Annotated in this window: 21 protein-coding genes, 5 pseudogenes, 1 riboswitch and 1 other annotated feature; of the genes and pseudogenes, 22 read left to right on the top strand and 4 right to left on the bottom strand. The window is 37.2% G+C overall.

Translation table 11 applies throughout. From position 1 onward, the window contains the following. The first annotated feature begins 59 nt into the window (after positions 1-59). Positions 60-165, top strand: a riboswitch (SAM riboswitch). A gap of 223 nt (positions 166-388) precedes the next feature. Further along, positions 389-1,266, top strand: a pseudogene (locus AC625_RS20345) (aldo/keto reductase). A gap of 664 nt (positions 1,267-1,930) precedes the next feature. Here the strand turns inward: AC625_RS20345 and AC625_RS20340 are convergent. Beyond that, positions 1,931-2,368, bottom strand: coding sequence for a YfmQ family protein (locus tag AC625_RS20340; RefSeq protein ID WP_049682954.1), 438 nt, complete (start codon positions 2,366-2,368; stop codon positions 1,931-1,933). Positions 2,369-3,241: 873 nt separating this feature from the next. On the opposite strand from AC625_RS20340, the gene pdxR reads away from it, so the two are divergent. The 3 genes from pdxR (at position 3,242) to AC625_RS20330 (ending at position 6,408) form a co-directional block, all read left to right on the top strand. Beyond that, on the top strand, positions 3,242-4,675 hold the full coding sequence (gene pdxR / locus AC625_RS20335) for a MocR-like pyridoxine biosynthesis transcription factor PdxR (protein ID WP_049682953.1): 1,434 nt from the start codon (positions 3,242-3,244) through the stop codon (positions 4,673-4,675). Between the two features lie 511 nt (positions 4,676-5,186). Next, positions 5,187-5,336 (top strand): hypothetical protein, encoded by a 150-nt coding sequence (locus tag AC625_RS26980; RefSeq protein ID WP_156187595.1) that lies wholly within the window; start codon positions 5,187-5,189, stop codon positions 5,334-5,336. A 184-nt stretch (positions 5,337-5,520) separates the two neighbouring features. Beyond that, on the top strand, positions 5,521-6,408 hold the full coding sequence (locus tag AC625_RS20330) for an alpha/beta hydrolase (RefSeq protein WP_049682952.1): 888 nt from the start codon (positions 5,521-5,523) through the stop codon (positions 6,406-6,408). A 295-nt stretch (positions 6,409-6,703) separates the two neighbouring features. Here the strand turns inward: AC625_RS20330 and AC625_RS20325 are convergent. Then, positions 6,704-7,075 (bottom strand): annotated as a pseudogene (locus AC625_RS20325) (tyrosine-type recombinase/integrase); the annotation flags it as partial. A gap of 652 nt (positions 7,076-7,727) precedes the next feature. On the opposite strand from AC625_RS20325, the gene AC625_RS20320 reads away from it, so the two are divergent. From AC625_RS20320 to rbsK, 15 genes and pseudogenes are all read left to right on the top strand, one after another. Further along, the gene (locus AC625_RS20320; RefSeq protein WP_049682951.1) at positions 7,728-8,171 is read left to right on the top strand and encodes a carboxymuconolactone decarboxylase family protein; all 444 of its coding nucleotides are present in this window, start codon (positions 7,728-7,730) and stop codon (positions 8,169-8,171) included. A 256-nt stretch (positions 8,172-8,427) separates the two neighbouring features. After that, positions 8,428-9,108 (top strand): DUF3885 domain-containing protein, encoded by a 681-nt coding sequence (locus AC625_RS20315; RefSeq protein ID WP_049682950.1) that lies wholly within the window; start codon positions 8,428-8,430, stop codon positions 9,106-9,108. 79 nt (positions 9,109-9,187) lie between these two features. After that, positions 9,188-9,316, top strand: a pseudogene (locus AC625_RS26130) (aldo/keto reductase); the annotation flags it as partial. Between the two features lie 297 nt (positions 9,317-9,613). Then, on the top strand, positions 9,614-11,116 hold the full coding sequence (locus AC625_RS20310; protein ID WP_049683845.1) for a malate:quinone oxidoreductase: 1,503 nt from the start codon (positions 9,614-9,616) through the stop codon (positions 11,114-11,116). A gap of 414 nt (positions 11,117-11,530) precedes the next feature. Further along, positions 11,531-11,716: pseudogene (locus AC625_RS26125) on the top strand (SET domain-containing protein-lysine N-methyltransferase); the annotation flags it as partial. Between the two features lie 516 nt (positions 11,717-12,232). Continuing rightward, entirely contained in the window at positions 12,233-12,715 is a 483-nt protein-coding gene (locus AC625_RS20305; protein WP_049682949.1) for a DUF2975 domain-containing protein, read from the top strand. A 10-nt stretch (positions 12,716-12,725) separates the two neighbouring features. Next, a complete protein-coding gene (locus AC625_RS20300; protein ID WP_049682948.1) occupies positions 12,726-12,950 on the top strand; it encodes a helix-turn-helix domain-containing protein in 225 nt (74 codons plus the stop codon). Positions 12,951-12,981: 31 nt separating this feature from the next. Beyond that, entirely contained in the window at positions 12,982-13,773 is a 792-nt protein-coding gene (locus AC625_RS20295; RefSeq protein ID WP_049682947.1) for a DUF817 domain-containing protein, read from the top strand. A 301-nt stretch (positions 13,774-14,074) separates the two neighbouring features. Further along, positions 14,075-14,248 (top strand): hypothetical protein, encoded by a 174-nt coding sequence (locus AC625_RS26975; RefSeq protein WP_156187594.1) that lies wholly within the window; start codon positions 14,075-14,077, stop codon positions 14,246-14,248. Positions 14,249-14,420: 172 nt separating this feature from the next. Beyond that, a pseudogene (locus tag AC625_RS20290) lies at positions 14,421-14,885 on the top strand (translocation protein TolB); the annotation flags it as partial. 76 nt (positions 14,886-14,961) lie between these two features. Next, on the top strand, positions 14,962-15,702 hold the full coding sequence (locus AC625_RS20285; RefSeq protein WP_049682946.1) for a YhfM domain-containing protein: 741 nt from the start codon (positions 14,962-14,964) through the stop codon (positions 15,700-15,702). Positions 15,703-15,918: 216 nt separating this feature from the next. After that, complete coding sequence (locus AC625_RS20280; RefSeq protein WP_049682945.1) at positions 15,919-16,446, top strand: hypothetical protein; 528 nt, start codon at positions 15,919-15,921, stop codon at positions 16,444-16,446. A 139-nt stretch (positions 16,447-16,585) separates the two neighbouring features. After that, positions 16,586-16,855 (top strand) — a binding site (T-box leader). 73 nt (positions 16,856-16,928) lie between these two features. Continuing rightward, positions 16,929-17,753: an ATP-grasp domain-containing protein gene (locus AC625_RS20275; protein WP_049682944.1), complete on the top strand. Its 825-nt coding sequence runs from the start codon at positions 16,929-16,931 to the stop codon at positions 17,751-17,753. A 452-nt stretch (positions 17,754-18,205) separates the two neighbouring features. Then, positions 18,206-19,195, top strand: a complete 990-nt coding sequence (locus AC625_RS20270; RefSeq protein ID WP_049682943.1) for a LacI family DNA-binding transcriptional regulator — start codon at positions 18,206-18,208, stop codon at positions 19,193-19,195. After that, positions 19,188-20,066, top strand: coding sequence for a ribokinase (rbsK, locus tag AC625_RS20265; protein ID WP_049682942.1), 879 nt, complete (start codon positions 19,188-19,190; stop codon positions 20,064-20,066). Before AC625_RS20270 ends, rbsK begins: the two co-directional genes overlap by 8 nt. A gap of 88 nt (positions 20,067-20,154) precedes the next feature. Here rbsK and AC625_RS20260 read toward each other — a convergent pair whose 3' ends face one another. Then, positions 20,155-20,781 carry a LysE family translocator gene (locus AC625_RS20260; RefSeq protein WP_049682941.1) on the bottom strand — a complete coding sequence of 209 codons (627 nt, stop codon included), beginning with the start codon at positions 20,779-20,781 and terminating at the stop codon, positions 20,155-20,157. 352 nt (positions 20,782-21,133) lie between these two features. Between AC625_RS20260 and AC625_RS27345 the strand changes: the two genes are divergently transcribed. After that, complete coding sequence (locus AC625_RS27345) at positions 21,134-21,295, top strand: hypothetical protein (RefSeq protein WP_172796805.1); 162 nt, start codon at positions 21,134-21,136, stop codon at positions 21,293-21,295. A gap of 110 nt (positions 21,296-21,405) precedes the next feature. Here the strand turns inward: AC625_RS27345 and AC625_RS20255 are convergent, their stop codons facing one another. Next, a complete protein-coding gene (locus tag AC625_RS20255; protein ID WP_049682940.1) occupies positions 21,406-22,368 on the bottom strand; it encodes a LacI family DNA-binding transcriptional regulator in 963 nt (320 codons plus the stop codon). Between the two features lie 409 nt (positions 22,369-22,777). On the opposite strand from AC625_RS20255, the gene AC625_RS20250 reads away from it, so the two are divergent. Further along, positions 22,778-23,548 (top strand): sugar phosphate isomerase/epimerase family protein, encoded by a 771-nt coding sequence (locus AC625_RS20250; protein ID WP_049682939.1) that lies wholly within the window; start codon positions 22,778-22,780, stop codon positions 23,546-23,548. Positions 23,549-23,563: 15 nt separating this feature from the next. Further along, on the top strand, positions 23,564-24,646 hold the full coding sequence (locus AC625_RS20245; protein WP_049682938.1) for a Gfo/Idh/MocA family protein: 1,083 nt from the start codon (positions 23,564-23,566) through the stop codon (positions 24,644-24,646). Positions 24,647-24,672 lie beyond the last annotated feature (26 nt).

The following is a 24,672-nucleotide window of genomic DNA, read 5'->3' as shown; positions in this document are numbered from 1 at the left end:
TATTGACGATAAATATTTAAAATATCATATTATTATAAATAGTTTAATAATTGAAACTTTTCTTATCGAGAGAGGCGGAGGGACTGACCCTGTGAGGCCTCGGCAACCAGCATATCATGCCCGGTGCCAATTTCAGAGGAATTTTAACAATTCCGTAGATAAGAAGGTGGATAATTCTTGAATATAAACATTCAAACTCCCCTTCTGTTCATATGCAGTGGGGAGTTTTTTGTATGAAGGACATGGGGGCGTGGCTTCACGACTTACTAATATAGCCACTCTACTTAGCGGGTATAATCATTTTATCGAGAAAGCATCCAAAATTCTGGCTCCGTACCGCTACCATTGTGATTAGGCGAGTATAGCGTTTTTAATGATATTTCCTTTAATGATATCAAAAATTAGAAGTCATGTTGAAAATCGTGTAATTACATTGAGTAATGGAACCCCTGTGCCAATACTTGGACAAGGAACATGGTATATGGGCGAGGACCATAGAGCAAAAGACAATGAAATAAAGGCGTTACAACTTGGAATTGAGTTAGGAATGACCTTAATTGATACGGCAGAGATGTACGGAAATGGCGGTTCAGAACGATTAGTCGGTGAGGCAATAAAAGGGATTCGGGACAACGTTTTTTTAGTTTCTAAAGTTTATCCCCATAATGCAGGAAAAAATAAGATTTCAACAGCGTGTGAAAACAGCTTAAAACGATTAGGAACAGACCATTTAGACTTATATCTTTTACACTGGAGAGGAAGAGTTCCATTAGAAGAAACGATTGAAGGAATGGAAAACCTTAAAAAGAAGGGAAAATTTTGAGGTGGGGTGTTTCAAATTTTGATACCGATGATATGCAAGAATTATTAAGTGTTACCAGTGAAACAAATTGTGCGACCAACCAAGTTTTATATCATCTAGGATCCAGAGGAATTGAGTTTGATCTACTACCATGGCAAAAAGAACATCAAATCCCAATCATGGCATATTGTCCTCTTGCTCAAGGAGGATCTTTAAGAAATCAATTATTAAACGATCCGACGATCCTCGAAATTGCCAGAGAGCACAATGTTAATCCATTGCAAATTGTTCTCGCTTGGTGCATCCATTCAAATGATGTGATTGCGATTCCGAGGTCGACACAAGAAAAACACGTGATTGAAAATGCAACTGCTGCTTCTATTGAGTTGAGCAAAGAAGAACTGGATAAACTTAATAAGATTTTTCCAAAACCACATAGAAAATTGCCATTGGATATTGTTTAACAAAAAATATAGCCTGTTTTTGAGAAATAATGATCAAAAATAGGCTATATTTTTAATAATCAAGACTTTAACAGACGCTTTACTTTTTGGTGGAAGCAGTTTCCGATATTGGAGTTCTCTAAAAGAATATCGTGTCTTTGTACTTATGACTTTACTTGTACATCTCTCAACAAGCTTATCTTAAGTTATCATATATTCTGATACAATAATTTAGATTTAGTCATTTTAAACTATATTTACATTCAAATAATGACTAATTAATGGAAGTGTAAGTTGCTAAATTGTCTATCAAGCCTTTTCTTTTATTACAGACTTTTTTTGTTTTAAGTGAACGTATCATTTGTTATAGGAACGTATGTTCCGGGTTGTGGGATTATTTAAATAATAGGATGTTCCTTGAAAACTGAAAATAGGGAGTTGTGATAGGGAAAAACGTCTGTTATGTAAAATTTTCAACGTTCAACATATCGTCATCTCAAATGACAACCCTATTAAAAGTATCGCCGGTTGAACGGCGTAGTTGGCACCGACCTTGTCCCCTTGAGAGAAATTCTTTCAAGTATTGCTCACCTAAGTCTCTCCCCTGCCACTTCTTATGGAAGATAGTAAGTGGGGTGTTTGTGAGAAAGAACCCCATCGGCTTTAGCCAAGGGAGTGGTCAGATTTATGCTAATCCCTTAGTTGACATAGTAACTTTTTGTAGATAATCAGAACTAAGACTATAAGAAACAACTTTCTTCTTGTACTGCTTGACTACATCAACGTGATCATCGTAACTATAAACAAAGAAATTAACATCTTTTTTGCCTCTTTTTAGGTTGATGACAAATGGAGTAACATTAGTCTCTGGATGTAGAAATAATTTTTCATTACCTGGAAATATATAATATTTTTTTAAAAAGTTAGCTTCATTAAAATAGTCAGTAAATCTAACCTTTTCTTCCTCTGTTAAATGCTTTCCGTTAAATGTTACAGTAACCTCTTTTGACTCAAGTTTTGGATGAAGTTCAAATTTACCTATGACCCATCCCACCATTGCACTTGGAGGGCTAAGTAAAAATTTGAGAATAAATCCAACCACTACCGTAATAACAAAAGTCATATTATATCAACTCCTTTTTTAATTTCAGTGAAAATGAAATAGTTTTGATCGTTTAACTGATTCACTATTATTGATTTTTATAATAAAGACACCAATTTTAAAATGCAATTAAATATGAGATGTGTCACTAATTGTTCAAATAAGAAAAAATTTTTTTAAACAGATATTTAGCTGTTTAATAGGGTTCTAAACTTTTTAAATAACTTGATATATGGGCTTTTATTAATAGCTAAAGATGAAGGGAGATGGTGTAAACAATCAAGTGGATGGTAAAATTCATTGGAAAGTGGATGGGTACAAATGTTACAACTTATTTTATAGTGATGATTTAGATGAGAATTTATCCCGGTTTAACAGGCTGTAATACCCCCACCTCAATTTTTGTGAGAGAATCAAGAAATAAATAGTTGGGGGATAAACAGCCTGTAAATCCCCGATTGGTTCAACTAACCATCAGTGGGGATAAAAAAACCCCCCACTGATTGAAGTTTCACTTTATCTTTGGGCATTTCGGATAGACTTTTTTACTAAAATTCAGTGTAGAAGTGGCCTATGAAAATGTTGATAGCTTTTGTCGTAATTATTTTTATACTAGCTTTGGTTGGGACAGTATGGGCAGTGAGTAAGATTGATAAAAATTATACTAGCTCTACTAAAAAAATATTTCAAGCTTAACATTCATATATGCTATCGTTATTCTATTGTCTTTCATTGCACTTGGTGTGTACATCAGTCTTTCTGTTTAGTGGAAATTAGGGTAAATAACCTATTGGTCGTGATGACTCAATAGGTTATTTATTTGTATTAAAGAAAAAAGTAATGATAATTAGGTTACAATATTTAAAATGAGTTTTTAAAAAGGGATGCAAATAAATGGACTGGAATATTGATCGAAAAGCTAAAAAGCCGATTTATAAACAAATTGCTGAGTATATTGAAAATGGAATTGCTGATGGAACTTTTCCCCCAGATAAACCACTACCCTCGGAGAGATACTTAGCTATGGAGTTAAATATAAATAGGAGTACTGTTGTAGCCGCATATGATGAGCTTGAATCAAATGGTCTAATTCAACGTAATCGTGGAAGTGGTACCACTATAAGTAAGGATATATGGGGGATAACTAAAAAACGTATACCTAGTTGGAACAGATACATTGAAGCAGGTTCAATTTTACCTAATCTACCGGTCACTCAAAGAATACGTAAAGAGATGGAAGAGCAAAAATTAATCAATTTAGCCAGTGGTGAATTATCGGAGGACCTCTTCCCAATGAACGCCTTAAGGGAAATTACTTCAACTCGGTCTTTTATCGGTAGGCTAGGTTATGATCATCCACAGGGGAATGCAGTATTAAGGACTACAATTACAAAGCATGTGAAGGAATTCCGGAATATTGAAACAAATCCATCTTCCATACTTATTACTTCTGGAGCACAACAAGCTTTACACCTAGTTGTTCAATGCTTATTAAAGCCCGGTGATGCAGTGGTGATTGAAGATCCATCCTATCATTATAATCTCCCAATATTTAAATCAGCAGGTTTAAATATTTTCTATTTACCAGTAAATGACGATGGTGTAGATCCAAATGAGTTACTGGCATTACATAAAAAACATCGTATAAGAATGATATTTTTAAATCCAGCTTTTCAAAATCCAACAGGAACTTTGCTGAAAGAGAGTCAGCAGAAGGCGATTTTAGAAATATCATCAGAACATGGAATTCCTGTTGTGGAAGACGATCCGTATAGTTTAACGTCTTTTAAAGGAGAAGAAGTTTCAACATTAAAATCACTTGATAAACATGGAAATGTCCTGTACATTAGCTCTTTATCGAAGTTCGTTGCTTCAGGTTTAAGAATTGGCTGGATTATAGGGCCAAGATCGGTAATAGAGAGATTATCTGATGCTAAACAACAAATTGATTTTGGGCATGCTAGCTTTACCCAATGGATCGCTAACGATTTTTTAGAATCAGAGCATTTCCATTCTCATATCAAGAAATTAGTGAAGGAATTAGAAAATCGGCGCAATCAAATTGTATCAAGTTTTAATTATTTTCTAAAAGATCAAGTGGAGTTTACTATTCCTCAAGGTGGAATCCATATTTGGTGCAAATTAAAAAGAGATGTGAATGAAATGAAATTATTGGAAAACTCCATAAAGCGAGGAGTTATCTATGTGCCCGGGTCTATGATGGGATCCAAAAGATGTTATGTACGATTCACTTTTGCTAGAGAGAAAGAAGAGACTATAAATGAGGGAATAAAAAGGTTTGCGGATGCACTAAACTTAACCAGATAAAGTGAATCCCCCACGGATGGTTAGATGAACCAATCGGATCTTTACTGCCCGTTAAGGGTGGGATAAAAAAGAGAATCATGATTTCATTCATGATTCTCTTTTTTATAGTCTAGGAGTAAATGGCCGGAAAAATATTGAAGTGTATGATTGAAAAACATTTAAATTCATTATGATAGAAGAGTAGGTTACTCACATGGCTATCACGATTGCTGCAAATTCTGGCAGGATCTTTCAGCATTGTTTAAGTTGCTACCATCATAAAGATTAATGAAAAAGAAAGAATACATGATATAATCGATACATTTTTTGAAACAAGTAAACTCATGTTATTTCTCCTCGTTTATCATGAATTTATACTTATAAATGAAACATTAGGGGAAATCTGAAGATACATGTTTGCCCTATTAGAAAATAAGTATGCTCCTACATAAAGATACTTAATAAAGAAATATATTAAGAGACTTAAGGATTCGGAAATGGTACGTTATTTGAAAGTAGGAGAGTTGAAATTATGGAATTGGGCACGATAAAACAAAAATTTTTCCTATCGATTGGTTGGCTTAGTGTTGTTATGGGACTTACTTCTTTGGCCATTCTTAATATTTTTCTCTTATGGGGATACGATATACCGATTGCGAATAACATCTTTTTTTTGCTTTAGCTTGTTGTAACGAAGTTACTTACTACTAGAATATGGGCCTCTTAACCAACCTATAAACTCTGCTAAATCTACTATAGTGATGTCTCTCTTGCGTTTTTTTTCGGCGAATTGAGTGTGGGAACCTCTCAAACGCAGTGGGCATAAGCTGATAATATATATATCGAATTGAAAGGATGTCTTGTACATGTTTCCTTATCTCCAAGAAATTTATCAATTCCCCTATCCCGATTATAGGTTTATGCCCGGCGGGAACTATTCCCCCCCTTATTCTGAAGGATGGTGGCTCAGGAGCAATGGTGCCCTTGAATCGGATGAAAGATATCGTTTACCCGCACAGCAACGGCTTACCTTCGTACTTGTGCATGGTTCTTGGGCTGACGCTCACTTCTGGGACGGCGTAGCGGCGGTGCTGCACAGTCAAGGGCATGCCGTCTATACGCCGGAATATGCAGGCCACGGCAAAGATCCGAACAAAGATGTCACGCATGCGATGATCACAAAGTCCGTCGTTGATTTTATAACGAAACTGAACCTACGCAACTTTGTTCTCGTCGGGCACAGCTTCGGCGGAACTGTCATCCAAAAGGTTGCAGAACAGGTATCGGATCGCATAAAGCGCCTTGTCTTCTGGGACGCGTTCGTCCTGAAAGACGGCGAATCGGTTGCCAACGAATTCTCGCCCCAAATGAGGAAAGGTTTCGAGCAACTCAGAGCCGGCTCGAAGGACGATACGATCATGCTTCCATTTCCGCTGTTTCGGGATTTTTTCGTCAATACGGCCACTTTAGAGGAAGCCAAACGGATGTATGCAGGTATCACTCCGGAACCGGCTAAGCCGCTTTTCGAGAAGCTGGATCTTAAAGCGTTCTACGCGCTGCCTACGCCCAAAAGCTATGTCTATTTCTACCAAGACAACGCATTGCCACAAGGAGAGGGCTTCGGCTGGCATCCGCATATGTCAATACGGCTCGGCCAGTCCCGCCTGATCGTCGGCGACGGCGACCACTTTACGGACACGCGTACAAGGCCAGCTATGATGGCGCAGAAGTTTTACGAGGCGGGCCGAGACTGACGCGCTGTAAGAGCATTTTATTGTGTGGCCAGAGCAAGATTGATCCGTAAGCCACCAAGATTCGGGAATTGATAGAAAAGGAAACAAGAGGTATTTAAAAAGTCTATCCTTTGCAGGGTGCCTCTTTAAGTATGAGTATTATCTAATTAACTCACACTTAAAGTGTTTCCAAATACTCAATATAGAATTAACGGAAGTAGTAGGAACAACTAGGCAGTGATTATAAGCAAGATTAAGCTAACGGGGGCAATAATTAAAAATGAGCAACGCCCATGCAGCGCTGCTTTAATCATATCTAAAAGTATTTTTGATAAAACTCTTGTCTCAGACTGCCGCTTAATGGAGCATAAATACGAGTGGTTTCACTCTTTTCATGCCCTATTAAACTTTGAATAACATCAATCGGAGATCCATTATCTAGTAAGTGAGTGGCGTAGCTATGTCTTAATTGATGTGGATGGATCTCTTTATTGATACATGCACGGTTTGATATTCTTTTAATGATATATCTCATTTGTGCGATGCTCAATCGATGAGGAAACTTTTTTGTAACAAAAATTGCTGCGTCCACATCTTGACGACTGTCTATATAACGTTTAAGCCAAACATCACACCGAATATTAAAATAAACTACTCTTTCTTTATCACCTTCTCCTCTAACGAATTGTAAACGTTTTTTGTTATAGTGATTACTGGGTTGGATAGCATGTGTGGCTGTCATAGTATCTGGCGTAGGTGGGGCCGATACCAGGGAGAGGGATTAGAGGAAGTGTCTCTTTTTATTTGTATAAACCTAGCTTTTTTATGCAGTTTAGAGGTTTCTTCAGAAGCCGAAAACGTTGATGTACCAACGATGTATAAAATCATACACAAACAATAAAAAAAGACGTTAAACCCCTTGGTGCTCAAGGGGTTTTTAGTATAATTACTTCCTGAAATGGGCTTTATGTTAACTAGCTTTGTATAGAGTATTCATGTGATACTTTGGGACCTTGTTCATACAGATAGGTAAGGGTTTGAAGTTATAGCTCCCTTTTCACCGAGCTTATAACACGATCATTCTTACTAAATCAAGTGCTATTCGACTAAGAGAGAGCCCTTCAAGGCGTTACTCTATCATTTGACTCTTCGATATAACCCTTCAATCCCTGAAGGAATTGTCTAACTTTTATCTGAGTAATGTGACCATTCTCAAGTTAGGATAGAAACGTATCGCACCGCAATTTGGCCCGATTGCGGAGCAACTCCTTTATAAAAATGGTATAGATGTTCTTGTAAGGATATAATAGTCTTATACTAAATCAAAGGAGTCTTGCTTTATGAGCCAAAGAATTTCTTACTATGAAATTGCACCTGATGGTATGAAAATTATGATGGATATGGAAAAATACACGAAAACGACGGCAATCGAACGAAAACTTCGTGAGCTTATTAAAATACGTGTTTCTCAAATTAACGGCTGTGCATATTGTTTGAATATGCATACAGCAGATGCACGAAAAATGGGTGAAACAGAACAAAGAATATACTGTGTTAGTGCTTGGCAAGAGTGTGAATTCTATACAGAAGCAGAAAAAGTAGCTTTAGGATTGGCAGAGCACGTTACATTAATCCCGACAAAACGTGCTCCAGATGAGCTTTATCAACGAGTGCGTGAACATTATGACGAAAAACAGTATGTTGATCTTGTTCTGATAATTAATCAAATTAACAGCTGGAATAGAATTTCTATTGCAATGGGTAGTAGAGCAACTGAGAAATAATTACTCTAAATCGCATTTTCAATATTCAGCAATAGAGCGCTTTAATTGAAGAAGCAGTTAAAAGGATCTTCCAACCGAAGATCCTTTTTCAGTACCGATAAAGTCGCATTATGTTAATTAAATTTGTATAAAGTAGTCATCTAATCCTTTTAGATCTTGTTCAACGAAGCAGGTTAATTGAGGGAAAAGTGATATACTTACTTTGTAAAGCAATTTGAGAAAAGACATCCAAGTGGAATTAAATTGGGGGAAAGTAATGATTAAAATTCTAAACTCATTTTTGGATAATGATTTTGAGGGATTGATTTTAAGACCATCCTTATTTTATTCGTGGATAAATAGTATTCGTTTTGAAATTTCACATCCGCGGATACCACACTATGAAAAGGAAAATTTAGAACAGACTTTTCAACGAGCTATCACCTTGTTTAATAAGGTGTTTGGAGAGAAAGATGAAATTTTGTTTGTTACGGACGTACATTCTACTAGTAATGACCTTTTTCTTCAAAGAAAACCTTTAAACGTATATCTAAAATATATAAAAGATCAACAAAGATTATACAAATTACAGTATCAACTTCTGCCAAGTGTTTTCGAGGATGAAGATGCCCAATTTGTGACTCATCACTTTGTGCTTCCTTGTAAGAAAAATGAGATTAAATATGCTCCGCTTTTAAAAGCCATTAGTTATGAAGACTTTGCTCATCCATCTACTATTCTGAAAAATAATCCTCAAAGTGGGTATGATATTTATTTTGTTAATCTCTCCAAGAAAATAATTTTTCATTTGTATGATGATCGTGGATGCGATGTCTTAGCGGCTGATAAAGAAACTATACGCTTTCTTTATGAAGAATGTAACGATTGGATCTTGGATTATGACCGCGAAGAAATTGACCTTTTGTTTAGGGAGAAAATAATTTCCATGTTGAACTAACGAGGTAGTTTAGTTTAAGTTCACTTCTTCACAAACTATATTTTATAGTAAAAGATAGTTTTGGAACATATAATCATTTCAGGATGCTGGTTATGGGAGTACAAAGAAAGCATTCGCAAAATCTCTGGAACGATTACAAGTGGATTATTTAGATGTATATTTGATTCATCAACCATTTGGTGATGTATATGGTTCATGGCGTACTATGATAAGTAAAGGAAAAAATTAGAGCGTGGAGGTTCACAGGTAACAGCAAACCAAAGTCTTAATCATTGCAAGAAGCTGGGTTAAGGCTTTAGTTTTTGTATGTTCCGAGACCTTGTAGACGAACTTCTCACTTTTTACAAGCTTTTAAATAATTTATAATTATCATATAATAGAAATAATTGTAATGCACTATTTAGGGGTATAATTGAGTCAGAAAAGGTGTGAGAGTAGGTCATTCCTTAGCTTGGTGTGAGCCTACATCTTTTTTGCTAAATTTAAGGGGAAAAGGTTGATAAAAATGAGCAACAGTGAAACTAAAACAGACGTCATTTTAATTGGTGCCGGAATCATGAGTGCGACTTTAGGGACAATCTTGAAAGAATTAGTGCCGGAATGGGAAATTACAGTACTTGAGAAGCTAGCAAACGCAGGAGAGGAAAGCTCTAACGAATGGAATAATGCGGGAACGGGGCATGCGGCATTGTGCGAGCTTAACTACACGGTCGAAAAACCAGATGGATCTGTAGATATTAGTAAGGCTATAAAAATTAATGAACAGTTTCAGGTTTCCATGCAGTTTTGGTCTTATCTTGTAAATAGCAAGCTGATAAAAAATCCGCAGGACTTTATCATGCCATTGCCTCATATGAGTATGGTACAAGGGGATAAAAATGTAACGTTCTTAAAGAAACGTTTTGAAGCGCTGTCAAACAATCCGCTGTTCCACGGGATGGAATTTTCTGATGATCCAGTAAAACTGATGGAATGGATTCCGCTTATTATGCAAGAACGTCCATCGAATGAAGCGATAGCGGCAACAAAAATCGACTCTGGAACGGATGTCAACTTTGGTGCTTTAACGCACATGTTGTTTGGCCACTTAAAGACTAGAAACGTTGATATCAAATTTAAACATAGTGTTGATAATATTAAGCGTACTAGTGATGGCTTATGGGAAGTAAAAGTGCGTAATGTCGATAGCGGTAGCGTCGAACGCCATACTGCAAAATTCGTCTTCATCGGAGGCGGGGGCGGAAGCTTGCATTTACTGCAAAAATCCGGTATTCCAGAAGGGAAACACATTGGCGGATTCCCAGTAAGCGGGATTTTCATGGTGTGTAATAATCCAGAAGTTGTTGCGCAACATCATGCAAAAGTATACGGGAAAGCTAAAGTTGGTGCTCCACCAATGTCTGTTCCACATCTTGATACACGATATATCGATAATAAAAAATCGTTGCTATTTGGACCATTTGCCGGCTTCACACCAAAGTTCTTAAAAACAGGTTCAGTGTTTGATTTAGTAACTTCCATAAAACCGAGTAATGTCTTAACGATGTTGGCGGCAGGTGCAAAAGAGATGTCATTGACAAAATACCTGATCCAGCAAGTTATGTTATCGAAAGAACAGCGAATGGAAGAGTTACGAGAGTTTATCCCGAACGCTAAGCTTGAGGATTGGGATTTAGTAGTAGCGGGCCAACGTGTACAAGTGATCAAAGATACTGCTGAAGGTGGCAAAGGAACGCTTCAATTTGGTACCGAAGTTATTACTGCAGCTGATGGCTCAATTGCAGCATTACTAGGTGCTTCTCCAGGTGCTTCTACTGCTGTTCACGTTATGCTTGAAGTAATGAAAAAATGCTTCCCACAACATATGGAAGAGTGGGAACCAAAGATCAAAGAAATGATTCCTTCTTATGGCGTGTTATTAATGGAAAATCCTGAGCTACTGCACGAAATTCATTCTTCAACAGCAGAGACGCTTGGTTTAAGAGAAAAAGAGCTAGTCTATAGTTAATTCTTTATTTCTATGATGAAGAGATTGAAAAGGCAATGATTGAAAAACAGAGATAAAATAATAGAATATCATTGAAATCAAAACACAGAACCTTTGAAATCTTTGGATTTAAGGTTCCTTTTTTTAGATATGCAGTTAGAGGTTACAGTGACCCGAACCAAAAGTAAGGGCGAATTTTCTATGATATTCGTAATACTAAGACTATAAAAGTATAGATTATAAACAAACAAAAAAACAGCTGCCGTGAATTTCACGACAGCCAGGGTAAAGTTATCTTTACCCTTACTTGCCCTTACCCTTTCCTTTGCCAGTACCTTTTGCTACCGGGTTTCGAGTTAAGAACTCATCCAGTCCTGTTTTTTCTGCTTGTTCAATTAACTCTAAAATCGGGGCTCTTCCCATCTATAAAACCACCTTTTAAGATATGGTTCATTATACAATCACTCTTACACTCCTAATGCTGGGTATATAACTAACATTAAAAACGAAACGATAGATATCTATGCAAGAAAAGATATTCATAAGGGAGAAGAAATAATGATCAATTATAATGGAGGCCCAAAGGATCAGTCTCCATTATGGTTTAAAGTTAGAGAGTGAAATTCGTTGCCTTGCATGTGTGGGAGTCCTCAGATCCTTTTTTTTGAAATGATGAAAACTAACGTAAGGTTTTGGTGAATGAGATTATTATTGTCTTCGGAATTAAAAAGCGATTGATTACAAGAAATTGTCCATGTATGATAACCCTTTTAAATCCCTTTTGATTTCTTAGTAGGAAATGATTATGGAAGGGGAGCTTTTTATTACAAATTTGATTTTTGTATCTAATCAAATCCTATATTAGTTGGCTTTTTTTTGCAGTTTTAGCCATTACGGTGAACCGTTGATTTTTCCACTGCATGGATGGCTATGGGCAGGTTAGTTGCACAAGTTATAAATTGAATAGTTTAAAGTCATAGAGCATTTCCCTGTAATGAGGAATGCTTTTTATCCTGTTTAAAATTAAAAGGATAATTATATAACGATAATAATGTAATTAAAATCAATGTTTTTTTATTGTGAAACGATAAAAGATGTGTTAAAATCAACTTTCAATAAATACGTGAGGTGCTTTTTATGAAACGAGGAACAACACTCTTTTTAAAGATCGCTGTTATTCTTATTGGAATTCCGGTTCTTGCTTTGTGCATATTTTTGGTGCCTGAGATAGCGAATTATGCAGCAAAATTGTATCCAGATATCACTTATATGAAATATCTCATTTTAATCGATTTGTATGCAACGGCGATACCTTTTTACTTTGCTTTGTATCAAGCTTTTAAACTTTTAAGCTATATTGACAAGAATAAAGCTTTCTCGGATTTATCTGTAAAGGCTTTAAAGACTATCAAATACTGTGCAATCACAATCAGTATCTTGTATGTGGTAGGCATGCCACTCTTTTATCTCATGGCAGAGATAGACGACGCCCCAGGTATCGTAGTAATCGGATTGGTCGTTATTTTTGCTTCAATGGTAATTGCGGTCTTTGCAGCAGTTCTTCAAAGACTTTTACAAGAAGCCATCGATATAAAATCAGAAAATGACTTAATAGTCTGAGGTGAAAACAATGGCGATTATAATCAATATTGATGTGATGTTGGCTAAAAGGAAAATGAGCGTCACGGAACTTTCGGAGAGGGTTGGAATCACAATGGCTAATCTTTCTATATTGAAAAATGGGAAGGCAAAAGCGATTCGATTATCAACTTTAGAGGCGATTTGTAAGGCTTTAGAATGTCAGCCTGGAGATATTTTAGAATACCGAAGCGATGAAGAAACCCAAGAGCAATAAATATTTAACATTGAAAGGAGAGGCACAAATCATGAGAGCACTAAAACAACTCGTTCGTTTTGGTTGGGAGCAGGCCCTATCATGTTTGTTCCCTGTCGTTATTTTTGCCTCTTTGGCTTTTACACAAATCATGCCACTTCCCTTCCTGCCAAGGTATGATTGGCTGCTCATCATCTGCCTTCTGATGCAGTGGTGGATGGTGCGTTCTGGGCTTGAAACACGGGATGAATTAAAGGTTATCACATTGTTCCACCTTATTGGACTTGCTCTTGAACTTTTTAAGGTACATATGAGCTCCTGGTCTTATCCAGAGGAAGGATATTTCAAAATTTTTGGAGTGCCTTTGTATAGCGGATTCATGTACGCAAGTGTAGCGAGTTATCTTTGCCAGGCGTGGAGGAGGCTTAAGGTTGAACTGGTTAAGTGGCCACCATTTTTGGTAGTTGTCCCTCTTGCAGCTGCGATTTATTTGAATTTTTTTACCCACCATTATTGGATTGACGTCCGTTTTTGGTTATCTGGACTTGTAATTATCGTCTTCTGGCAATCATGGGTCACATACGAGGTTGGTGGAACTCGTTACCGTATGCCACTCGCACTTTCTTTTGTGCTCATTGGATTTTTTATATGGATAGCCGAAAATATCGCAACGTTCTTTGGAGCTTGGGAATATCCAAACCAAACCGATGCATGGAGTATCGTTCATCTAGGAAAGGTGAGTTCATGGCTCTTATTAGTGATTGTTAGCTTTCTTATAGTAGCGACGTTAAAGCAGGTTAAGGGAAAGGATTCCACTAGGGTCGATACTAGTCAATTTTTATAACTGTTAAGATCCCTCTTTAAAAAGGTCGAATCCTTAGCATAGTAAGGAATTCGACTTTATTTAGGTTGAAGTTCTCCTAGCGTACAAAATTCCGAATAAAATAAATTGGAAAAAGCAACGGTCCAATAATCTGCCCTATAAATGTTAGACAAAAAAATAAAGTAGGAATAGTTGGACCTGAGTTTAAGGCTGGTGAGACGAATAAATGGTTGTGGCATTTTGGAGGAGATGAAAAAGCTATAAAATCTGGCAACTTTAAAGTAGTTGCTGTGAACAAGAAGACTGGAAAAAGGAAAGAGTATTGGTCTCCGAAGTCGGTAAGGTTTGGAATTACGGTACCTTAGGTTATGCACCTGTTCGAGGATCGTACAGTTCCAGACCATCAAATATGTCTTTATCTACACCTGGTATTTGGCGTTTAGAAGTTTTTATCGGTTCCGAACGATTTGGTGCAATTGTTGTCAATGTAAAGTAAAGAACTAAAGCACACTTTGGTTAAAAGGGTGATTAGTGAAACATCCAGGCTGTCATTGTGGCAGCTTTTTCTTATTGAGCGAAGGTGCAGGATTGTTGAGCAAGGGAATTGTCTGAAATATTTATGGGGAAATGTAGGGGTATCTACAATTTTTTCACCTAAATATTTTTAACTAGCTTACAATGCAGGTGATGTACTAAACGTTACAAAAGCAATGAATGGACGACCAAAAGGTTTTGAGAATGTTTCCTTAGGGGTTAGTGATTTTGCGTGGTTTCCAAGCGGAAAAGAATTTATCGTTTCATCACAAGCTAATTTACTTCCTGCTGGATGGCAACCCGTTCATCTTTTTAAAGTTCCAGTAGATGCTAATCTTCATTCAAATAAAATAAAGCCTTTTTACACCATTCAAACAAATACACCTGACCTATTTGCTATTGATGCCGAATATTTTAAGTGGAGTACTGATGGCAAGTGGGGTAGCTTTCTAGCAACACCCACTGCGTCTTGGTCCAATGATAGCAATACACTATGTGTAATATCATCAGCAGGAGAACATTTTCAAGTTGTAGGAAAGATGCTCTGGTATGAAAACTGGATAAAATGGGCTCCGACAAAAAAACAAATAGCCTTTCTATTAAAAGGTAACTGAGTGAAAAAATCATAGTAACTTATTTAATCAGACATCGTCTAAGAATTAAAGGGGGGATTTGATGAAAAAATGGATTGGAAAGTTCTTTGTACTTTTTGTTTGTATATTAGTTTTTGGAGGTTGTAGTAAAAGTTCTAAACAACTAACCAGAATTGATATTCAAAAAGTAAAAATAGATGAAAATTATGGCGAGGCTGTCATGATAACAGATCAAGATGAGCTAGAAAGTATAGAAGCAATTTTCAAACAGATTAGTTGGGATAAGAATATTATTCCTAAAATGGCAAGAAAAGAGGACGTAAAAACAACATTTTTCTATGAATTTGATAAAAATAGGCCTGAGAAATTAACTGAATACAGTATATGGTTAAATCAAGAAAATGGAACTGCAACTATCATTAGTAGTGATAAAGATGAGAATTATGGAAAATTAGATAAAGAGAATAGCGAGGCTTTAGAAAAGCAATTGATAGATACAAGTTCATCTGAAAGTAGAGAAAAGGTTAATATTTACAAAACGATAAGTTTTTCTGAGGTTAATGAGAAGTCGTTCGTTGTCATTACAGATTCTGAAGAAATCAATAGCATCAAAGAAGCAGTTAATGGTGCAGAGAGGGTTTCTGGTATTGTGAATATGGCTGATCCGCAGTACAAGGTCGATATAGGAGAAACGTATTACCTTTGGGTAAGTGAGAAATCTGGAACAATAATGGATGTAAAAGACACTCATACGATTTATACGCTTTCAAATAAGTCAGTTAAACAAGTTAATGAGTTGATAATAAGCAAATTTGATAATTGAAAACATTTCCTTGTTAAAATTACATGTGACTCCCTTCAATAAGGAGTAGAGCCTTCCTTATTCAAGAGTAACCGGGCAGGTTAAAAGAAGAAAGAATTTTCAATAATAATTCAAATGGTATCTTTAATATGCCATCGTTAATTAAGAAAATAGTCTAATTTTTATCGAGAGGAGGAAGAGTGTGTAAACATCTTAAAATTTAAAAAAGGCTTACTGATGATTGTCGCTTTTGTAGTTATATTAGTAATCTCAACTTTCCTCATAGGAAATGATAAGAAACAAATTATAAGTGAAATGGAAAATCATAGCGACGATATAGGCATACAACATATTGAAGTGTTGGATGGTAATAAATCTGTTGCTTTTATCAAAAAGGATGACGGTACAGAAAAAGAAATGTACTTCGGAAAAACTTTGTTTTCTTGGAAGTTCAAACGGGACTACATCTTTTATCCAGAGGGAGTTAATGAACCAGTTCAACTTTCATTTTTCCAATCTCCTTTTACGAAGGAAGAAACATTAGATTCTATTCTACTTAGGGTATTCGATAATGAAATAAGTAGGGTAAGAATCAAAAAAGGCGACAATATTATTCATGATTTTGAACTTTTGCCCAAAGGTTCTGGTAAAAGGTTTGGATTATTTAGAACTGATAGTAATGATGTCTATGATGCTGAATATATTGCTTACAATAGTGAAGGTGAAGTGGTTTATGCAGGTAAACCTGGCGAGCAATCTCAATAAAGAAAGATTAGAAGAAATAGTAATCCTTATTAAGCTAGCGGGGAAGGTTAGTAAGAGAAGAGATATAAACATTTGCCTTTTACTTCTATTGATTTTATTTTGAGACTGACGTAATATATATTGAAATTAACTATCTATTTAAAATTATGTGAAGAGAAAGAGTACGTTATAAGTCCTGTTCCAAAGAGAGCTGGTGATTTGCTGAAAGCTAGTGTTCAGGTTATAACGGAAAATCCTCTCTGAGAAGTAAAGCTGAATGATTAGTAAGCTTTATCGAATTCCACCGTTAGAGGGCCAGCGTATGATTGTACGTTGGTCAAGAGTAATGATAGGCTTATTTATTGCTTAGCAGTAGGTGAGTTATTCATTAAACAAGAGTGGTACCGCGAGTTCAAATCTTGTCTCTTAATGAGACGAGATTTTTTGTTTTTTTCATCCTTTTTAAATCAATGAAAATAAAATGTAAAGTAGGCGAAGGCGTAATGAAAACACTATTATTCGTAACAGATTTATACTATGAAGCAAAAGGAAGAAATTATTATGAGGAGGATTTGTTCCTTACTTCGAAGCTGAGAGAAGATTTTCATTTAGTCATCTGTCATCCTGAAGACATCGAAGCATTTGAAAATAACGCTGACTTAATTATCTTTCGAAATGCAGGTCCAGTCGCAAATTTTAAAGATAAATATGAAGCGTTCCGTAACCGAATTGTTTCGAAGTATTTAAAAACATTTAATTCATTTAATGGCAAGGCTGATATGAACGGGAAGGAATACTTAATTGAACTAACGAATGCTCATTTTCCTGTTATTCCAACTATTGATACTCTTGATTTTTTAGATAAGCTGCCCAATGTAGACACGTATATTGTAAAGCCGAAAGATGGGGCAGATTCTATCGGTATGGAATTTGTCACGAAAGATGAATTGGGAGAGAAAGTTGATTCAAAATCAAAAAACACATTGGTACAACCCTTTATCAACTTTGAGTATGAGGTCTCATTTTATTTTATCGATAAAGAATTTCAGTATGCTCTTTATGCACCAGATAAGGAGAAAAGATGGGAATTAAAAGAATATGTACCTACTGAAGAAGATTTAACTTTTGCTAAACGATTTATTGAATGGAATAATCTTGACTGGGGAATTCAACGAGTTGATGCTTGTCGGAATGAACAAGGGGAGCTTTTATTAGTCGAATTGGAAGATTTAAACCCTTATCTTTCCCTATTAGAATTATCTGCTGAAGCACGTCAGAACTTTGTAGAATCAATGAAAAAATCATTACAAAAAGCTCTTCAAGCATAAGTTCAAGAACAATCATTAGAAGAGGGTATCTCATAAAGTCTGACCTCTCGCACTCTAAATCAGTATGTAGTGCTTCATACATTAATCTTGTACTGTATTTAGTTGCTGCGGGTCTGGCCCTTTGCCTTTGAGACGCCCCCTTAATGTATTGTTCATTACACTAGGATTACTGTGTGATTTTGTCTGTTATTTACGGCGAGCTATGGTATCTTGCACCTCTTAGCGGAAGGGGAGAGCCTGTTTTTTTGCTGATTGTTGCTATTGACATTGCCTGCGTCATTTTCTACAAACCATCCATCTGGAGTTATTATCCTAATAAATTCAAGGTTACTTTATTCCTCTTTTTACCTTTAGAAAAAGAGAGAACCGATAGTTGTATTCTCAAAATAACTATGATAAATTAATTGTGTAATCGGTTACATGGAAGGTTACATCGTGCGAGGTGAAGTTAAATGGCAACAATAAAGGATGTCGCTAAACAAGCAGGGGTCTCAGTAGCGACCGTTTCAAGAGTGTTAAATGATAATGGGTATGTTCATGGAAATACTAGAAAACTGGTAATCGAAGCCATTCAGCAGCTAAGCTATAAACCGAATGAAGTCGCTCGATCCCTTTTTAAAAAGAAGTCTAGATTGATTGGTTTATTGCTTCCGGATATTCGTAATCCATTTTTTCCTGAGCTTGCACGAGGGATTGAGGATGAGATACAAGAGCAAGGCTATCAATTAATCATTGGCAATATAGATGAGAAATATCCAAAAGAAATGGATTATATACAAACATTTCAACAAAATAATGTAACTGGAATCATTACGGCAACGAATCTGACGGGGCGTAGCCATTATGATGATCTTTCATCACCGGTGGTTTTCCTTGACCGAACCTTTAATGACCATCCATCTGTCTTTGCAGATGGAATCGAAGGTGGAAGAATGGCTGCCTCGGAGTTAGTGAAACGAGGCAGCAAACGGATTACCATTCTTAAAGGGCCTGCGCAATTGCAGACCGCACAAGATCGATTTAACGGAGCAATCGCTTGGCTTCGTGCAGAAAAAGTAGATTTTTCTGTGATTGAGACTAGTTCATTTTCTTTTTCAGATGCAGAGATGTGGGCAAAGGAATTATTTGAAAAATATCCCGATACAGATGGTATACTTGCGAGTAACGATGTGGTTGCGGCCGCGGTTCTGCATGAAGCATTAAGATTGGGGAAAGCGATACCAGAAGACCTGCAGCTGATCGGATTTGATGACATCCCGCTAAGCAGACTGCTATTTCCACCGCTATCTACGATTAGGCAGCCTGCGTATGATATGGGAAAGGAAGCGGCAAAACTGCTTATAAGATTGATCAATAAGGAAACACATTTTGAAAAAAACATACGGATGCCTGTTATGTTTATCGAAAGGCAGACGACAAGAAAGGTTGAGGAAAATGGTTAAAATAACAGTAATCGGAAGTTCGTCGATGGACTTGGTCGTAATAGCGCAGAAACGACCTAATAAAGGAGAAACGATACTTGGGGAGTCCTTCAAAACAGTGCCAGGCGGAAAAGGGGCCAACCAAGCAGTAGCGGCTAGCCGTCTTGGCGCAGAAGTAACGATGATTGGCCGAGTTGGCGATGATGATTTTGGGATAGAGATTATTAAGAATTTCTCAAAAAACAATGTGCTAACGCAGTGTGTGGAACGGGTTACAGATATGGAAAGCGGAACCGCTCACATCACGCTTGCTGAAGGAGACAACAGCATTATCGTTGTCAAAGGGGCAAACGACATGGTAACGGCGGAGTATATAGAACAGAAGCTAGAGGTTATTCGAGAATCCGATATCGTTCTCATTCAACAAGAGATTCCAGAGGAAACAGTAGAGTTTGTCAGTGAAACATGTTATGGCATGGGGATTCCACTGCTATTAAATCCTGCGCCTGCGAGGCCATTAAGCCAAAAGGTCATAGAAAGAGCTACTTATATTACACCGAATGAACTTGAAGCAGCCGTGCTATTTGGGAGTGACGATATTCATGCAGCCTTAAAGCAATATCCAAATAAGGTGTTCATTACAGAAGGAAAAAATGGTGTGCGGTATCATGATGGGGAAAAGGAAGTTCTCATTCCATCTTATCAAGTGGAAGTTGTAGATACGACTGGAGCAGGAGATACGTTCAATGCGGCCTTTGCTGTTGCATTAGCAGAAGGCAAAGGGTTTAGTGATAGTGTTCGTTTTGCGAACAGAGCAGCCTCTCTTTCGGTTACGAAGTTTGGAGCTCAAGGTGGCATGCCAACAAGAGCTAACGTTGAAGAGAGTCTTTAATGTGAAAAGGTTCGGGATATTGATATCCATGAAATCAACCAAAAAAACAGGCCCTGGAGCCTGTTTTTTTATTAGGTTTCTATTGGGATTATCTACTTTGAAAAGCAACTTTTAAACCAAGCACGAGATAGATCGTTCCGACGATTTTGCCGCTAAAGCGGCCGAGCCAAGATATTCGTTTAACCAGCCGACCAAGTGGACGGATGCAAAAGGCAATCAGCGTAGTGTACATCACACCTAGCAATACAAAGAGTAAGCCGAGAAACAAGAATTGTAGAACAGATGCCCCTTGTTCAGGGTGAACAAACTGCGGCAAAAATGCTAAAAAGAAGAGAGCTGTTTTCGGATTAAGCACCTCCGTTAAGATTGCCTGTCCATAAGTATTTAAAGACGATACCGGAGCAACCTTTGGCAGCTTAGGATCAGATGGCTTTTCTAATAGCGCACGAATACCGAGATAAATTAAGTAAGCAGCACCTGCAAACTTCACTATGTTAAAAGCAAGTGCGGAAGTCATCAAAATGGCAGAAAGTCCAACTGCGGCAAATATAGTATGAATCAAATCGCCAGTCGCGAGTCCAATACCAGCAATTACGCCTGCTCTACGCCCACCTTGAACAGTGCGAGTGGCCGTAAGAAGAACAGCCGGACCTGGAATCAAAAAGAGCCCAATTACGACTGCAATGAACGCTCCTAAAGTAGAAAAATCAAACATTGGGGTTTCCTCCTATTCCTTCAATATCGTCAAGTATAGTAGAGGATGAATCGTAAATCAACAGCCGTTCAAGAGTTTAAAAACAATTTGTGTGGGATGGTATCCATTATCAAAAGGAATGTTTGAGATAATATGGCGATATAGATATAAAGAAAAGTAGGGAATGAATCGCTTTAGAATAAGTGATGTCTACATTTTGATTGTCAGACTATCCAATTGCTGTCTAAATGACATGAAAATTAGGAAGAAGTGTATATAATTAGAATGTACGTCATAAGCCCGAAGAAATGACAAATAGCCATCTAAAGATGGGTAGAAAAAGATCAATCAAGGATTGTTGAGGTGAAATAGAATGGACAATCAATATTTTGTTGGTTGGGGAACACTTGCCCTTATTAATGCAGGATTAGCGCAAGGTAAAAATAGGACTGGCTTAAATTGGTTTTTATTATCTTTGCTGCTTGGACCAATTGCAACATTGATCTTATTGTTTTCAGAAAAGAAGCCAGACTAAATGAACTTTATCAGGATTAAACGATATGATACTATTTAGTCAAAAAAATAATGATCCCAAATCGAAATTGGAATCATTAAAGTACATATTATAAGAGAAAACTTTTATCTTTATTGAACAGATCCTCGCTTAATTAACGACACATCAATTGTTTCGTTTACAACGGGCTCATTGGAAATAAGTTTTAATAGATTAACAGTAGCAAGAGCTCCCCATTTATGCTTGGAATAATCAATTGTAGCTAAATTTGGCATGATGTATTGGGACATTTCAATATTATCAAATCCAATAATATGAACATGTTTTCCAATTTGATACGTTGTTGTTGAAAGATAATCATACATGCCAATGGCCATTTCATCATTTAAACAGAAAACGGCAACAGGCTCCTTGTACTCTTGAACGATTTGATCTGCTGCGCGTGCTCCTGAAAGTTTAGAAAAGTCGCCTTTAATTTCCTGATAGTGAATATGGTCATATTGTTTAACCGCTTTCCTAACAGCTTGCAGACGTTGATTGGCATCATAAGAAATATCAGGACCTGTAACGACATAAAGCTTTCGGTGGCCTTTTTCAAGCAAATAGTTGATGGATAAAGCGGATCCAGTTGTATTATCCAGGATCACTCGATTAATGTTTGGATGTTCAAGTTCTCGATCTAGGACGACTAGTTTACTCCCGAGGTCAGCATATTTGATTAATTCTTCATCCGAAAAACCCCAATCCAGAACAATCGCTCCGTCTATCACTTGTTCTGGTAGGAAACGATGAGATTTAATCCCGCTACAGACGATAAGCTCATAATCAGTACTGTTTAGCGTATCATTGATTCCTTGCAGAAGCGGTCCAAAAAAATTACCACTGTAATCGGACATTAAAAAAGCACCTATGATTTTTGTTTCGCGTTTTTTTAATGAGCGTGCGGCAGCATTTGGAACATAGTTCAATTCTTTTGCAATCTCTCGAATCCGTGCTGTAGTAGCTTCTGTTATTTTTGAGCTTCCATTCAGAGCATACGATACAGTTGAAATCGAGACACCGGCTTTTTTCGCGATATCTTTTATACTTACCACGATAACGCCCCCTATCTTTTCCTTAACGGTATTATCTGTGTAGTATATCGTATTTGATTAGGTGAAAAATCTCAATATATGTCTCGTAGGAAAAAGGCATCCATTATAGATCGACCGGTTACTCCTCCTCTGTTTAAATAAGTAATGGAAATTTTCTAATAAACTATTGAAAACGGTTACCTTAAGATTTATAATAACTCGTAGAATCGTATTAATAAAAAATATCGATAATCTTAGTAATGGAATATGAGCGTTTTATATTTTTTTATCGTTTATCGAAACGTTTCACTAAACGTGATATAACTGAAAACTATGATAAACATGAATTCATTTTGAGTAAGAAAATAAAACTGATGCTCTTTTCATGAAAATCTACACACCTAATAAAATAGTAGAAATGGGGATAAAGATGACAGTGATTCCAATAGCAGTTCAAATGTATTCATTGCGTGAGGAAAGTGAAAAAGACTTTGCTGGTACATTGAAAAAAGTTGCAGAACTTGGCTTTGATGGAGTTGAATTTGCTGGACTTGGAGGATTGACGGCGACAGAAGTCCGTGTGTTATTGGATGATCTAGGGCTGAAAGCTGCATCTAGCCATGTTCCACTTGACGAGTTGAAGCACAACTTGGCACAAGTAATTGAAGATCAAAAAACATTAGGAAGCAATTATATAGTCTGCCCTTATTTAATGCCGGATCAACGAAGTGAAGAAGATTATAATACGCTGATTCCATGGCTAGATGAGGCGGGTGAAACGTGTCTGCGTGAAGGGATTACCCTTTGCTATCATAATCATGATTTTGAACTAGATCGCTTGTCAGATGGAAGAATGGCACTAGAGGCGATTTTTGATGATACAAACGCAGACCATGTGAAAGCAGAACCAGACATATACTGGCTGACAAAGGCCGGGGAAAAGCCAGTAGAGTGGCTCAATCGTTATAAAAATCGAACTCCACTCGTTCATTTGAAAGATATGACGACAGATGGAGAACAATTTTTTGCAGAGCTAGGAACTGGCGGTGTTGATATTGAAGCCGTGCTCACTATAGGAGAAGAAATAGGTGTTCAGTGGTGGGTGGTTGAACAGGATCTAAGCAGAACCACGCCATTCGAAAGTATGGAAATCAGTATCAAGTACTTGAAAAAGAAACTTTCTTATCTTCTGAATAAATAAAAAGGGGACAAAAGAATGGCATTAAACGTAGGGATCATCGGTTGTGGGAATATTAGCGGCATATACTTAGAAAACAGCCATCGTTTTCCTGAATTTAATATGGTGGCATGTACGGATCTGGATAGTGAAAAAGCAAAAGCAGCTGCTGGAAGATATGGCATTCAACATATAAGTAGTGTGGATGAAATGATGGCCTCACCTGATATTGATATCGTATTAAATTTGACGGTTCCACACGCTCATGCAGCGGTAGCGCTAAAAGCAATCGAAAATAAAAAGCATGTGTATACAGAAAAGCCGCTCGCGATTTCATTTGATGATGGAAAGAAAATCATGAATGAAGCTCGTCTCAAACAAGTTATTGTAGGATCTGCACCTGATACTTTTCTAGGCGGAAGTATTCAATTGGCTGGTAAGTTAATGGAAGAAGGTATGATTGGAAAACCGATAGGCGCCTCGGCCTTTATGATGTCACGTGGACCGGAATCCTGGCACCCGAATCCTGACATTTTTTATCATGTAGGCGGCGGTCCGATGTTCGACATGGGCCCCTATTACATAACCGCACTAGTTAGCTTATTGGGGCCGATTAACAGAATCACTGGATCTGCACGCATTACATTTCCAGAACGAACAATTACTAGCCCGAAGAAATATGGAGAAAAAATAACAGTTCAAGTCCCAACACATGTGTCTGGTATTCTCGATTTCGTAAACGGAGCGACCGCGACGATTACAACAAGCTTTGATGTATCAGCAGCCCGGACACCGTTCATTGAAATTTATGGAGAAGACGGTACAATCAGCTTGCCTGATCCGAATCATTTTAATCAGCCATTACTCGTAAAACGACATGGTGAAGAAGATTGGCAAGAAATAAAGCCAGAAGGGGACGCTCGTGATAATTTGCGTGGCATTGGGCTTGCTGATATGGCTAAAGCGATTGAGTTAGGAAAACAACCACGCGCAAATGGCAAGATGGCTTTACATGTGCTTGAAATTATGCATGGGATTCACCGCTCATCTGAAGAGGGGAGTCATTATATGTCCGAAAGTACATGTGACAAGCCGCCTTTGTTATTGAAAGGAATTGTTTAACAACGGGAAAGGCTAGGGAGGAATCA

It is taken from the genome of Peribacillus loiseleuriae (assembly GCF_001183985.1).
Classification (GTDB): domain Bacteria; phylum Bacillota; class Bacilli; order Bacillales; family DSM-1321; genus Peribacillus; species Peribacillus loiseleuriae.
The sequence above is the reverse complement of the archived record's forward strand: the minus strand, read 5'-3'. Positions and strand labels throughout refer to the sequence as shown.

Coding starts and splice junctions, on each gene's coding strand:
- AC625_RS20285 (WP_049682946.1), top strand. CDS start 14,962: ATGAAAAAATGGATTGGAAAGTTCTTTGTACTTTTTGTTTGTATATTA.
- AC625_RS20270 (WP_049682943.1), top strand. CDS start 18,206: ATGGCAACAATAAAGGATGTCGCTAAACAAGCAGGGGTCTCAGTAGCG.
- pdxR (WP_049682953.1), top strand. CDS start 3,242: ATGGACTGGAATATTGATCGAAAAGCTAAAAAGCCGATTTATAAACAA.
- AC625_RS20295 (WP_049682947.1), top strand. CDS start 12,982: ATGAGAGCACTAAAACAACTCGTTCGTTTTGGTTGGGAGCAGGCCCTA.
- AC625_RS20300 (WP_049682948.1), top strand. CDS start 12,726: ATGGCGATTATAATCAATATTGATGTGATGTTGGCTAAAAGGAAAATG.
- AC625_RS26980 (WP_156187595.1), top strand. CDS start 5,187: ATGGAATTGGGCACGATAAAACAAAAATTTTTCCTATCGATTGGTTGG.
- AC625_RS20330 (WP_049682952.1), top strand. CDS start 5,521: ATGTTTCCTTATCTCCAAGAAATTTATCAATTCCCCTATCCCGATTAT.
- AC625_RS20280 (WP_049682945.1), top strand. CDS start 15,919: ATGATTGTCGCTTTTGTAGTTATATTAGTAATCTCAACTTTCCTCATA.
- AC625_RS20305 (WP_049682949.1), top strand. CDS start 12,233: ATGAAACGAGGAACAACACTCTTTTTAAAGATCGCTGTTATTCTTATT.
- AC625_RS20260 (WP_049682941.1), bottom strand. CDS start 20,781: ATGTTTGATTTTTCTACTTTAGGAGCGTTCATTGCAGTCGTAATTGGG.
- AC625_RS20315 (WP_049682950.1), top strand. CDS start 8,428: ATGATTAAAATTCTAAACTCATTTTTGGATAATGATTTTGAGGGATTG.
- AC625_RS20310 (WP_049683845.1), top strand. CDS start 9,614: ATGAGCAACAGTGAAACTAAAACAGACGTCATTTTAATTGGTGCCGGA.
- AC625_RS20340 (WP_049682954.1), bottom strand. CDS start 2,368: ATGACTTTTGTTATTACGGTAGTGGTTGGATTTATTCTCAAATTTTTA.
- AC625_RS20275 (WP_049682944.1), top strand. CDS start 16,929: ATGAAAACACTATTATTCGTAACAGATTTATACTATGAAGCAAAAGGA.
- AC625_RS20320 (WP_049682951.1), top strand. CDS start 7,728: ATGAGCCAAAGAATTTCTTACTATGAAATTGCACCTGATGGTATGAAA.
- AC625_RS20250 (WP_049682939.1), top strand. CDS start 22,778: ATGACAGTGATTCCAATAGCAGTTCAAATGTATTCATTGCGTGAGGAA.
- AC625_RS27345 (WP_172796805.1), top strand. CDS start 21,134: ATGGACAATCAATATTTTGTTGGTTGGGGAACACTTGCCCTTATTAAT.
- rbsK (WP_049682942.1), top strand. CDS start 19,188: ATGGTTAAAATAACAGTAATCGGAAGTTCGTCGATGGACTTGGTCGTA.
- AC625_RS20245 (WP_049682938.1), top strand. CDS start 23,564: ATGGCATTAAACGTAGGGATCATCGGTTGTGGGAATATTAGCGGCATA.